Annotated in this window: 11 protein-coding genes, 1 tRNA gene and 1 riboswitch; of the genes, 8 read left to right on the plus strand and 4 right to left on the minus strand. The window is 33.0% G+C overall.

Annotated elements, in window-relative coordinates; all coding sequences use genetic code 11:
• Nucleotides 1-12 precede the first annotated feature (12 nt).
• The gene (locus tag L1276_RS09520) at nt 13-240 is read right to left on the minus strand and encodes a DUF6814 family protein (protein WP_253787174.1); all 228 of its coding nucleotides are present in this window, start codon (nt 238-240) and stop codon (nt 13-15) included.
• 11 nt (nt 241-251) lie between these two features.
• Entirely contained in the window at nt 252-1,748 is a 1,497-nt protein-coding gene (locus L1276_RS09525; protein ID WP_253787176.1) for an MFS transporter, read from the minus strand.
• Nucleotides 1,749-1,989: 241 nt separating this feature from the next.
• Nucleotides 1,990-2,181, plus strand: a riboswitch (cobalamin riboswitch).
• A gap of 330 nt (nt 2,182-2,511) precedes the next feature.
• Between L1276_RS09525 and L1276_RS09530 the strand changes: the two genes are divergently transcribed.
• On the plus strand, nt 2,512-3,831 hold the full coding sequence (locus L1276_RS09530) for a DUF5074 domain-containing protein (protein WP_253787178.1): 1,320 nt from the start codon (nt 2,512-2,514) through the stop codon (nt 3,829-3,831).
• Between the two features lie 161 nt (nt 3,832-3,992).
• Here L1276_RS09530 and L1276_RS09535 read toward each other — a convergent pair.
• Nucleotides 3,993-4,068: transfer RNA gene (locus L1276_RS09535), tRNA-Phe, on the minus strand.
• A gap of 103 nt (nt 4,069-4,171) precedes the next feature.
• Between L1276_RS09535 and L1276_RS09540 the strand changes: the two genes are divergently transcribed.
• The 7 genes from L1276_RS09540 (at nt 4,172) to L1276_RS09570 (ending at nt 11,140) form a co-directional block, all read left to right on the plus strand.
• Nucleotides 4,172-4,906, plus strand: coding sequence for a type III pantothenate kinase (locus L1276_RS09540; protein WP_253787179.1), 735 nt, complete (start codon nt 4,172-4,174; stop codon nt 4,904-4,906).
• A 22-nt stretch (nt 4,907-4,928) separates the two neighbouring features.
• On the plus strand, nt 4,929-6,128 hold the full coding sequence (locus L1276_RS09545) for a hypothetical protein (RefSeq protein ID WP_371924158.1): 1,200 nt from the start codon (nt 4,929-4,931) through the stop codon (nt 6,126-6,128).
• A gap of 51 nt (nt 6,129-6,179) precedes the next feature.
• Complete coding sequence (lptC, locus tag L1276_RS09550; protein WP_253787183.1) at nt 6,180-6,737, plus strand: LPS export ABC transporter periplasmic protein LptC; 558 nt, start codon at nt 6,180-6,182, stop codon at nt 6,735-6,737.
• 2 nt (nt 6,738-6,739) lie between these two features.
• Entirely contained in the window at nt 6,740-6,931 is a 192-nt protein-coding gene (locus L1276_RS09555) for a hypothetical protein (protein WP_071636096.1), read from the plus strand.
• Nucleotides 6,932-6,936: 5 nt separating this feature from the next.
• Entirely contained in the window at nt 6,937-8,196 is a 1,260-nt protein-coding gene (locus L1276_RS09560; protein ID WP_253787185.1) for a hemolysin family protein, read from the plus strand.
• A 108-nt stretch (nt 8,197-8,304) separates the two neighbouring features.
• A complete protein-coding gene (locus L1276_RS09565; protein ID WP_253787187.1) occupies nt 8,305-10,404 on the plus strand; it encodes a peptidylprolyl isomerase in 2,100 nt (699 codons plus the stop codon).
• 328 nt (nt 10,405-10,732) lie between these two features.
• The gene (locus tag L1276_RS09570) at nt 10,733-11,140 is read left to right on the plus strand and encodes a hypothetical protein (RefSeq protein ID WP_253787189.1); all 408 of its coding nucleotides are present in this window, start codon (nt 10,733-10,735) and stop codon (nt 11,138-11,140) included.
• Between the two features lie 21 nt (nt 11,141-11,161).
• Here the strand turns inward: L1276_RS09570 and L1276_RS09575 are convergent, their stop codons facing one another.
• The gene (locus L1276_RS09575; RefSeq protein WP_253787191.1) at nt 11,162-12,076 is read right to left on the minus strand and encodes a GYDIA family GHMP kinase; all 915 of its coding nucleotides are present in this window, start codon (nt 12,074-12,076) and stop codon (nt 11,162-11,164) included.
• Between the last annotated feature and the right edge of the window lie 88 nt (nt 12,077-12,164).

Consider the following 12,164-nt stretch of genomic DNA (forward strand, 5'->3'; position numbering starts at 1 on the left):
ATTGTTTTTGTTTTATTTCCTTTTATCGTTGTATTCCCCAATTACGGCAAAATAACCAAATGTTCCTAAGCCCAAAACGATAAGAGGCGTTAGGATAAAAAGAATAATAATACCAAAGACTAAATCATCTTGCTGATCTGATAATAATTTAGGTAAGCCAAATTCAAACACACAAAAGTAAGCGGCCGCAACTGCCAAAATAACCCATAAAACGCCTAAAGCCTGTTTGATTGTATTCATGTTCTAAAATGTTAAAGATGATTAATTTTATTTTTGTTGTCTATATAAACCATTCCAATTACAAAACAGATCGAAGCAATTATAATAGGGTACCAAAGTCCGTCGAGATAAAAATCACTTTTTCCGGCTGCTTTTGAATGCGTTACAAAATAAGTTGAAATTGCGGGCAGTAAACCTCCAAAAATTCCATTCCCTACATGATAAGGAAGTGACATAGAAGTATATCTGATTTTAGTTGGAAACATTTCAACTAAAAATGCCGCAATTGGACCATACACCATTGCAACAAATAAAACCTGAATGAAAACTAAAAAAATTAAAGTCCATTCGTCACCGGAATTGATGTTTATAGTAACACTGCTTTGAGATTTTTTCTTATCAGCAAAATCTGTTTTCTTTTCGATATACGTAGTTCCATCAGTATAGGTTTTTGAAATAGTGGTAATTAGATCATTATTTTTAGTTTTTTCGACATTTTGAGAGGTTTGTTCTACAATTTCGGTTTTGTAACTCACATCAGTTGTGTTATACATCATCTTATATATAGGTCTGTAGAATAAAACAGCCAATAACATTCCTGACATCATAATGTATTTTCGCCCCACTTTGTCGCTCAGCCATCCAAAAACAATAAAAAATGGAGTTCCTATTAATAATGCAATTCCAAGTAAACTGTCGACTTGCGAAGAGTCAATATTCATAACCGTTTTCATGAAACTCATAGCATAAAACTGCCCGGTATACCAAACGACACCCTGTCCCATTGTAGCACCAAATAAAGCTAATAAAACAAATTTTAAATTGTATCGATTTCCAAAACTTTCCTTTAATGGGTTTTTACTTGTAGTTCCTTCCTTCTTCGCTTTCGCAAACACAGGCGATTCATCCATATTTTTTCTAATTAAATACGAAACGCCTACCATTACAATAGAAACCCAAAAAGGAACGCGCCATCCCCACGAATCAAAATCTTCTGCAGAAAGTACATTTTTCGTAGCCAGAATAACCATCAAAGAAATAAACAAGCCAACAGTTGCTGTAGTTTGAATCCACGATGTCCAATATCCTTTCTGTCCAACCGGAGCGTGCTCTGCAACATAAGTCGCTGCGCCGCCATATTCACCGCCAAGAGCTAAGCCTTGTAATAAACGTAAAATCAAAACTAATAAAGGCGCCATAAAGCCAATGGTTTCATAACTCGGAATGCAGCCTATTAAAAAAGTAGAACCACCCATTAATAATAAAGTAGCCATGAAAGTATATTTTCGGCCAATTATATCTCCCAACCGTCCAAAAAACAAAGCGCCAAAAGGTCTAACAACAAATCCGGCAGCAAATGTGGCTAATGTAGATAAAAATGCCGCGGTTGGATTATCACTCGGAAAAAATTTAGTTGAAATTACGACGGCCAAACTCCCAAAAATATAGAAATCGTACCATTCAATCATTGTTCCCATAGAAGAGGCAGAAATTACTTTCCAAATGCCTTTAGTAGAAGTTTTGCTCATAAAACGCTCTGTGTTTTTTATAATAAATAAAAATTTAAAATACGATTTTACGAATATATAAGATATTTTTTTATTTAGTTGATACTTTTTTAACAAAAACAATATAATTGTTGATATGTTTTTCTTTAATCAGGCAATCCTTAATAATTCGAAATAAAGCGTTAATGGTAGATGTGTCGAAAGCCTTTTAAATACTAGGATGCGTGGATTTCAAAAAAGAAAACACTAGTTTTGCAGCTCAAAATTTAAACCAGAAAATGGTTATCATATTTAAGTAAATATGATATTAAAAGGGAATTTGGTGTAAATCCAAAACTGTCCCGCAGCTGTAAGCTCATTAACTGAAACCCTTTATATGTCACTTTTCATTTTGAAAGGGAAGGCTGGGTGTAGGGAGCAAGTCAGAAGACCTGCCATTTTTATAGTAATAAATAGCTTTCGGGGATTGAAGCTGGAATTAAGAACAATACTTTCACTCTACGTGATAATAGTATTGTTTGGTCATTCTATTCTCGTAAGCTAAAAATAAGTTTATGAGATTTTTTTTCTGCAAACAGGATATCGTAAAAAACAGTTTTCTGTTGGATGTTTTCTTCCCGATGTTTTGTTTTTCTCCATTAAAAAAATCATTAAAACGTATCGTTGTACAAGACAAGTTTGCTTTTTGAACAAAAACGAACACAAGTTTATTTTACAGCGTTTTTTTCTATAATAATACAATTGGTTTAAAACATTTGAGTAATATAATTTTAAATATTTAATAATGAAAAACAATTTTTTTTCCAAGCCATTAATTGCTGCTGCCTCTTTAATGATGCTGATAACTTCATGTAATAATGATGACGATTTTACGGCACCACCGGCAATAAGCGGTGAACAGCAATTAAAAGATACTTTGACAATTGGAAAAACACTGCATTTGAGTTCAAAAATAAAAGACAGAAATAACGTTTCATTTGAATGGGCTGTAAACGGAAATGTTGTAGGATCTGATTCTATCTATACTTTTAAACCAGAAACAAGAGGAGATTTTAAGATCACAATGACAGCCAAAAATAATGGAGGAAATGTATCTCTTACTTACGATATTCACACATTTGGAGCTTATGAAAATGGTTTCTTTATGATCAATGAAGGCTGGTTTGGGCACGGAACAGGAACCGTAGGGTTTTATAGATACGATACAAAAGCAATAGAAGACAGTGTTTTTGTAAAAGTAAATCCGGATAAAGATCTAAAGCCGGAATCGTCAACATTGGAATTTGGAACCATCTTTAACAAAAAACTATTCTTGGTTTCTAAAGTCGGCGGACCAGTTGTAGTGGCTGATGCTTATTCGCTTAAAGAAGAAAAAAGAATTCCGGCTCAAGGCGGAAACGATTGGCGTGCAGTGGTTGCAATCGATGATGACCAGGCATTGCTTACTTCTGGAAAAGGAATATTTAAACTCAATTTGAATACAATGGAATTGAACGGACAAATTGAAGGTATTACAGGTCAGGTAGGAGATGTTGTAAAAGCAAACGGTTATATTTTTGCGATGTCTGCTGCAAAAGGCGTTATTGTAATTAATGCTTCAACATTTGCAGTCGAAAAAACAATTTCAGGCATGGTTCTGGGATTTGCTGTTACCGAAGATAAAAAAGTTTGGGCAGCTGGAGGAACAAAACTTATAAGTATAGACTCAAATAATCTTGAAGTAAAAGAAATTGAATTAGGTTTTCAGGCATACGGAAGCTGGGGAGCTTGGCATCCGGGATCTGTCACGGCATCAAAAAAGGATATCTTTATTGCTAAAAATGGCAGTTGGAGCGGTGGTAAAGAAATTTATAAATATAATGGAGATGCTGCTTCACTAGCAACGCCTTTTGTATCCTTAACAGATTCCAATATATTATATGGCGCAGGAATTGGTTATGATAAAAAGAAAAACACTTTAGTGGTAAATACAGTTAATGAAGGATATGGTGCAAATTTCGCAATCAATAATCTTTACTTATTCAATGCTGATTCAGGTGCTAAAACAGGAACAGTAAGTTTTTCAGGATATTATTTCCCTGCGGTTTCTGTATTTCATCAGTAAGTTTTTTTGTTTTTTAACGACAAGGGCGCTAAGGTTTACGCAAGGTTCGCAAAGTTTATATCAAACTTTGTGAACCTTGCGTTTTTTCTTTGCGAACTTTGCGGTTAAACTTTTCAAGAAAGTATTAAAAACAAAAAACCCGAATATTGCTATTCGGGTTTTGGTGGTACCTCCAGGGATCGAACCAGGGACACATGGATTTTCAGTCCATTGCTCTACCATCTGAGCTAAGGTACCGTCTTGTGCTCAATGCGGGTGCAAAGATAGAATCATTTTCCGTTTATCCAAAACATTTTAGAAAAAAAATCTATTCGTATCTTCGCAGAAACAAAAAGAAAAAATGATTTTAACTGTTGATGTTGGAAATACCAGAATTAAAGCGGCTGTCTTTGAAGGAAATAGTGTTTTGGAGAATTTTGTTTTTGAGAAAAATGAACTTGAAAAAAAAATTGAAAAAATTTTAGAAAAATTTCAAAACTGCACAGATTTGGTTGTTGCTTCGGTTGGAAATGTCGAAAAACAATCTTTTTTGACTTTCGAAAAGAAGGTAAATGTTCATTTTTTTACTCACGAAGATGTTTTTCCATTTCATAATAAATATGCAACGCCGGCAACTTTAGGAATCGACCGAATGATTTTGGCAGCCGGTGCAACATTGCAGTTTCCAAAACAAAACAGGTTAGTTATAGATGCCGGGACTTGTATAACCTACGATTTCATCGACGAAAACGATAATTATTTGGGCGGAGCAATCTCTCCCGGTCTTCGTTTGCGTTACGAAACTTTACACAATTACACGGCCAGACTGCCTTTGCTGGCATTAGAAGAACCTTATTCTTATATAGGAGACTCCACAGCTCAGGCGATTCATTCAGGAGTTGTCAATGGCTTCGTCTATGAGATTGACGGTTTTATCGATGAATATCGCTCGAACTTTGCAAATTTTATAATAATTTTAACGGGCGGCGATGCAGATTTTTTGGCTAAACGATTAAAAAATACCATATTTGCCAATTCAAATTTCCTTTTAGAGAGTTTGAGCCAAACATATCAATATAAAATCGACAATGATTAAAAAAATTATAATAAGCGCTTGTTTGCTTATATCGTTCGCTTCATTCGCTCAGGAAGGTACTGCATCGCCTTATTCTTTTTACGGAATTGGGGATATTAAATTCAAAGGTACTTTAGAGTATAGATCTATGGCGGGCGTTGCTGTTGAGCAGGATAGTATTCACTTGAATATTGAAAATCCGTCAAGTTATGCCAACTTAATGCAAACCACTTTTACTGTGGGAGGAACTTTTGGAACTTCTACATTAAAATCGGACAGCGAATCTGCAAAAGCACAAAGAACAACTTTTGATTATTTGGCAGTTGGTATTCCAATGGGGAAATTTGGAGCATCGTTTGGTTTAATTCCATTATCATCTGTTGGGTATAAAATCCTAAGTGATAATACAGCTGTAGAAAACGGAGTAAGTGCACAGTTAAATGGAAAGGGAGGTATAAATAAAGTTTATTTCGGTTTAGCCTACAAAATAAAACCAAACTGGAGTATTGGTGCTGATTTGCAATATAATTTTGGAAAAATTACAACCACAAGTATTGAGCAGGTAACAGGTGTTCAAAATACTACTTCAGAAACAAATGTATCTACATTATCTGGAGTTAATTTTGATATTGGTACAATGTATCAGACTAAACTTTACAATAAAGTAAATTTATTTACAAGTTTGAGCTACACTTTTGCAAGTACGCTTACTTCTGAAAGTACAAGAGAAATTACTGTAAGCGGTGATCCGGATACTTATCCTTATCCAAACGTTACTCAAGATTTAAAACTTCCTAATAAATTAACTATTGGAGCAGGTATCGGAGAGTCAAGAAAATGGTTAGTTGGTACAACGTTAACTTTTCAGGACGAAGGCCGATTGGGAAATTACTACAATGCAGCTCAAAATGTTCAGTACGAGAAATATTCTAAATATGCTATTGGAGGTTATTACATTCCAAACTACGCTTCTTTTACAAGCTACCTTAGCAGAATTACATATCGCGCAGGTTTAAAATATGAGAAAATAGGTTTAATCGTTAACAACGAATCAATAAAAGATGTTGGAATGACACTAGGAGCAGGAATCCCAATTCCGGGTTATTTTTCAAATGTAAACTTCGGAATTGAATTTGGTAAAAGAGGAACTGTTTCTTCCGACTTAGTTCAGGAAAACTATGTAAACTTTAGTGTAGGATTCTCTTTTAATGATAAATGGTTTGTGAAGAGTAAATTCAATTAAAACATAAATTTATGTTTTTATAAGCTCATTACAATTTATTACATTTGGCAAATGAATTTACCAAAGAGATATATCATAAGCGTTGTCACAGTTATTGCTGTGACACTGTTTTTTGGATGCGAAAGTAATTTTAAAGATGTTCAGAAAATTAACTTCTCAGAATTTGTTCCGGCAAGTGATGCAGATACTGTAAATATTAAATATACAGATTCTGGAAAAATAACCGGAGTTTTGATAAGTTCAAAGATGCTGGATTATTCAAATCTTGATTTTCCTTTTACAGAGTTTCCAAAAGGGATCGATGTTACTTTATACGACAAAAAACAAAAACGTACCTTTATAAGATCAAATTATGCGGTTTCGTATAAAAATACAAGCATAATAGACTTGCAGGGAAAAGTTAAAATCACCTCAGAAGCAGGTCAGGTTTTGGAAACAGAACAAATGTTTTTTGATCAAAAAAATGAGTGGTTTTATACTGAAAGAAAATTTAAACTTACAGATGCAAAAGGTATCTCTTACGGTCAGGGAATTGATTTTAGTAAAGATTTTAAAGTGATTAATTCACAGCGCATAAGCGGTGAATTTGAAACAGAAGAAGAATTATAATTATGGGTTATTTAAAATACACACAATACGTTTATATCTTATTTGCAGTTTACTTTATTTATGATGGAGTAGTTAAATTGAATGAGAACAATGAAGGTTATCCTTTAAGCTTTGTTATTGCCGGAATGGCAATTTTTATGTTTTTCTTCAGGAGAAGATTTCTTAATAAGTATAACGACCGAAATAAAAAATAATAAAAATGGAAATTAGTATTATAATACTATGTTTAATACTATCAGCCTTTTTTTCAGGAATGGAAATAGCTTTTATTTCCTCAAACAAAATTTATCTTGGAATTGAGAAAAAACAAGATAATTTTCTGTCTCAAATTCTAAGTAAACTTACCGAGAATCCTTCAAAATTCATTGCTTCAATGCTTATTGGCAACAATTTAGCCCTTGTTGTGTATGGGTTTTATATGGGGGATTTTGTTATTGCGTGGATAATTGATCTTGGATTTCAATTTTCAACTCTAACCACTATTCTGGTTCAAACGGTAATTTCGACTTTTATCATTTTAGTTACTGCTGAATTTTTTCCGAAAGTTTTTTTTCAAATTTACGCCAATTCATTAATAAAGATTTTTGCAATTCCTGCTTATCTTTTTTATAGACTCTTTTATTATATCTCCACATTTTTTATCTGGATATCCGATTTTATTCTAAGAAAGTTTTTTAAGACAGAAGGAGATCAGGTGCAGTTGTATTTTAGTAAAGTAGAATTAGGAAATTATATTACAGAACAAATGAGTTCTGTAGAAGAAGATGATGAAGTAGATTCAGAAATTCAGATTTTTCAAAATGCGTTAGAGTTTTCAGGCGTAAAAGCGCGCGACATCATGACGCCTCGCACTGAGCTTGTTGCAATAGATTTATTTGACAGTGTTTCAGATCTAAAAGAGCTTTTTATAGAAACCGGATATTCAAAAATTGTAGTAAGTCAAAACTCACTCGATGATATTGTAGGTTATGTGCATTCATTTGATCTGTTTAAAAAACCTAAAACCATAAAATCGGTTTTAATGACTGTTGAGTTTGTTCCGGAAACTATTCTTATAAAAGACGCTTTAAATATTCTGATAAAAAAGCGAAAAAATGTTGCGGTTGTTTTAGATGAATATGGCGGAACTTCGGGAATTGTAACGATAGAAGATATCGTTGAAGAGCTTTTTGGAGAAATAGAAGACGAACATGATTTGGACGAAGAATTGATTGAACAGGAGCTGGGAGAAGGTAAGTATTTGTTCTCGACACGTTTAGATGTGGAGTATTTAAATGAAACCTATAAATTGATGATCCCGGAAGAAGATTCATACGGAACATTAGGCGGTTTTATTGTAAATTCTACCAAAGAAATCCCGCAAAAAGGCGATAAAATTGTGATTGACAGGTTTCATTTTAAGATTGAACAGGCCTCAAATAAGAAAATTGAATTGGTCAAAATGACAATAAAAGAGTGAATTTTTAAATAATTAAAAAAAATTGTGTAAAATAAAACGCTAGTTGTATTGTTATTAACTAGATAATTGTATTTTCGCAAACTGAATATAAAATTAACGATAATAAAAATGGCAGTTTTAGCAAAAATTAGACAGCGTTCCGCTTTATTGATAGGAGTTATTGCACTTGCATTATTTGCATTTATAATACAAGATCTAATCGGTAAAGGAACATTTAGTCAAAGTTCAAAAGATGTAGGAAGCATCGATGGAAAAGATATTTCATTTGAAGACTTTAGAGTTAAAGTTAGTAATCTTGAAAAAAGTGGTCAAGGAATTACTTCCACTGAAGCTGCAAACAGAGTTTGGGATCAAGAAGTTTCAATCGCATTATTATCAGCTCAGTTTGATAAATTAGGATTGAGAGTGGGTGAAAAACACTTACTTGAAGTTTTAAAATCAGATCCAAATATTGGAAAAAACCCTATGTTTTTAAACGCAGCAGGAATGTTTGATGTAGTAAAATTTAAAGACTACTTTAAAGCAAATCCTGAAGCAGCACAATATATTTCTGAAAAAGAAAAAGATGCTGAATTAAATGCAAAATTTCAAATTTACAATACTTTGGTAAAATCTGGACTTTACACAACTGCTAGTGAAGGAAAGTTAAAGTATGAAATGGAAGCTAACAAAGTAAACTTTGCTTACGCTGGAGCATTATACTCTTCTATTAAAGATAGTGAAGTAAAAATTTCTGATTCAGATATCGTAGATTATATGAAGAAAAACGAGAAAAAATTCAAAGCGGATGCAACTCGTGAAATTCAATACGTTTTAGTTGAAGATAAAGCTTCTAAAGAAGATGAGGCTGATATTAAAGCTAAAATCACTGCTTTATTATCTGGAAGTGTTGTTTACAATGCTAAAACAGGTAAAAACGATTCGTTACCAGGATTTAGAAACGCAACAAACATTGCTGAATTTGTAAATGCAAATTCTGATGTTCCTTATGATTCTACTTACGTTCCTAAAAATGCTTTACCAGCTGTAGATGCTGATAAATTATTCAGCTTACCAGCTGGAGCTATTTATGGTCCTTATGTTTACGGAAGATACTATGCAATTTCTAAATCATTAGGATTTAAAGCTGGTGTTAACGCAAAAGCAAGCCATATTTTAATTGGTTATGAAGGTTCTCAAACACCAAACCAAAAGGAAAAAAGAACAAAAGAAGAGGCTAAAGCTAAAGCAGAAGAAATTCTGGCTCAGGTTCAGGCAAATCCCAATAGTTTCATGATGTTGGCTTTTACAAGCTCTGATGATTCATCTGCGCAGCAAGGTGGTGATTTAGGATATTTTGGTCAAGGCCAAATGGTAAAACCATTCAATGATTTTGTATTCAATAACGGAATTGGAAAAGTTGGTTTAGTAGAAACTCCATTCGGTTTCCACATTATCAAAGTTACAGATAAACAAGACGGAATTCGTTTAGCTACAATTGCTCAAAAAATCGAGCCTTCTGAAGCTACTTCTGATAAAGTATTTACTTTAGCTACTAAATTCGAAATGGAAGCTGCAGAAAAAGATTTTGCTGCTACTGCAAAAGAATTAGGTTTAAAAGTTGCTGCTCCGGTATCTGCAAAAGCTATGGATGAGCAATTTGGACCGTTAGGAAACCAAAGAAACATCATTAGATGGGCTTTTGATAAAGAAACAAACGCAGGAGACGTAAAACGTTTTGAATTAGCTAATATCGGACACGTAATTGCTCAATACAAAAGCGAAAATAAATCTGGTTTAGTTTCTGTTACTATGGCTAGACCATATGTTGAGCCAATTTTGAAAAACAAGAAAAAAGCTGAAATCTTAAAAGCTAAAATGACAGGTTCAACTATTGAAGCTATCGCTAAAAGTGCTGGTGTAGCTGTACAACAAGCTGCTGATGTTACTTTAGAAAATCCAGTTTTACCTGGAGGAGTAGGACAAGAACCAAAAGTTGTAGGTAATGCATTTGCTTTAGCTGCTAACAAAGTTTCTGCGCCAATTGAAGGAAATACTGGAGTGTATGTAGTAAAAAATATCAGTACTGTAAAAGCTCCTGCTCTTACAAATCACGCTGAATATGTTGCTAAAGTAAAAGCTCAAACTGCATCTGATGCAGGAAGAATTTTACCAGCGTTGAAAAACAATGCTAAAATTGAAGATAACAGATTGCAATTTAACTACTAAGCGAAAGTTTTAGTAAAATAAATAAAAGAAAAACCCGAAACGTTCAACTGAATGTTTCGGGTTTTTCTGTATTTAATAATTAGGGAATAATATTTTGTAGTAAATGTTTTATGCAATTTCCTTAACTATATGGGAATTATGGAAATATAACCTTAAAAATTTGTGATTATAAAAATATTACAGTTAATTTGTCGGAATTTTTGTTGTAACAAATTGAGAATTTAACAAACATTTGTTAATAGAAGTTCTGAGATAATTATAAATAGATATTTTAATAATCAACCATTTAATGTTTTATAAGTTTAGTTTTTTACGAAGAAAACCTAAAGTGTATTCTAAAATAGAGAATCACATTTTTGGAATAATTACGGAACTTTTAAAAGTTAGCAGTACTGACATCAATGTTGATGAATTAGGGGGGAAATATTATTTAAGTAACGAAGAGCAGCATTTTAAGGTTACTATATTAAGCAACGATTATGTAATAAGACTCACGAATACTCGTGACTCTGTTGCTGAGAAGTACGATAAAGTATTTGTAGAAGACGTTTTAAGAGCCGTGAAAGAAGAAAAACACCGCAGAATGGAGTTGGTGTATGATTCTATCACAAACAGTATAGAGAAAATGGCAGAGCGTCTCCATAATACACTTATAGAATCAAACGAACAGGAAAATGAAAAAGTGCGACGTTTGGAATCTGAACCCGTTGAAAATGATCAAAAAGTAAATTTTTAACTCTCCTTTATTGATTAATTATTATTCCTGTAAAATCATTTCATCATAAGACAGGATAATGTTATATCCTTTTGATGAAAAATAATCCTTCGGATTTTCATTAGAAACCACCATTACAAAATCTCCTCCCCAAGCGCCCAGACTTTTAATTGTACCGTTAAAATCTGGAAAAGCAATTTCTTTAATTGTTTTTATTTCCATGATATTGCTTAAATGAATTTCATGCTTTTCGACCGCATAAGCAAATTCTTTTAAGGTTTTAGCATTCAGGATCGTATTAGTAATTTTGTTGTTTTCAGCAACGCTTTTCGCTAAATTTTGATCTTTGTGTCTGTTGTAAGCTTGAATTGCAGTTTTGCTATTCTGTTTTTTGTTAAGATATACAAAGAAGATATTTTTTGTAAAGTCAGGATTGAAAATAACCGGTTCAACAAAATTGTTTTCTATTCTATATAAAATAGGAGTATTATTTTGGGCACAGGCAATATCATAACCACTGCCTCCAAAACTGTTTTTAAGCAGTGTAAAAGCATTAATCTTGGTCCACTGCGCAATGTTATTAATCAAGGTAGATGACGTTCCTAATCCCCAGTTTCTTGGAAAAGTAAGATTCGTTGTTACTTTATATCCTTTTGACTGCTCGATAAACTCTGGATTTAAAAGATAGGCTTCATGCAGAATATTGATTAAAGTTGTTCTTACAGTTTCGATTTCAGAATTTATGTTGTTTATGATTTCATCAAATGAAATCACATTTTCAAACCAAAGCTGTTTATCGTAGTCGTAACTTTTCCATTCGATTATTTGGTTTTCTCCATCTTCAACAATTAAATCCTGACCAAATTTTGTTGGCAGTGCAAAGGCATCTGCGCCATCTAAAACTAAATATTCTCCAGAAATGAATAGTTTTCCGTTACTGTAAAAGGTTGTTGACATACGTATTTTTTAGCCCCGATAAAAGTGGAAATCCTTTTGCTTTTTTCTTTGAAAAAGGAAAAGATTGCAACGGATAGCGGGAGCAGCT

Source organism: Flavobacterium sp. HSC-32F16 (assembly GCF_024171645.1).
In the GTDB taxonomy this organism is placed as follows: Bacteria; Bacteroidota; Bacteroidia; order Flavobacteriales; family Flavobacteriaceae; genus Flavobacterium.

Bases quoted from the DNA above. Each gene is read 5' to 3' on its own strand.
- lptC (WP_253787183.1), top strand. From the start codon at position 6,180: ATGAATTTACCAAAGAGATATATCATAAGCGTTGTCACAGTTATTGCT.
- L1276_RS09540 (WP_253787179.1), top strand. From the start codon at position 4,172: ATGATTTTAACTGTTGATGTTGGAAATACCAGAATTAAAGCGGCTGTC.
- L1276_RS09555 (WP_071636096.1), top strand. From the start codon at position 6,740: ATGGGTTATTTAAAATACACACAATACGTTTATATCTTATTTGCAGTT.
- L1276_RS09525 (WP_253787176.1), bottom strand. From the start codon at position 1,748: ATGAGCAAAACTTCTACTAAAGGCATTTGGAAAGTAATTTCTGCCTCT.
- L1276_RS09530 (WP_253787178.1), top strand. From the start codon at position 2,512: ATGAAAAACAATTTTTTTTCCAAGCCATTAATTGCTGCTGCCTCTTTA.
- L1276_RS09560 (WP_253787185.1), top strand. From the start codon at position 6,937: ATGGAAATTAGTATTATAATACTATGTTTAATACTATCAGCCTTTTTT.
- L1276_RS09565 (WP_253787187.1), top strand. From the start codon at position 8,305: ATGGCAGTTTTAGCAAAAATTAGACAGCGTTCCGCTTTATTGATAGGA.
- L1276_RS09520 (WP_253787174.1), bottom strand. From the start codon at position 240: ATGAATACAATCAAACAGGCTTTAGGCGTTTTATGGGTTATTTTGGCA.
- L1276_RS09575 (WP_253787191.1), bottom strand. From the start codon at position 12,076: ATGTCAACAACCTTTTACAGTAACGGAAAACTATTCATTTCTGGAGAA.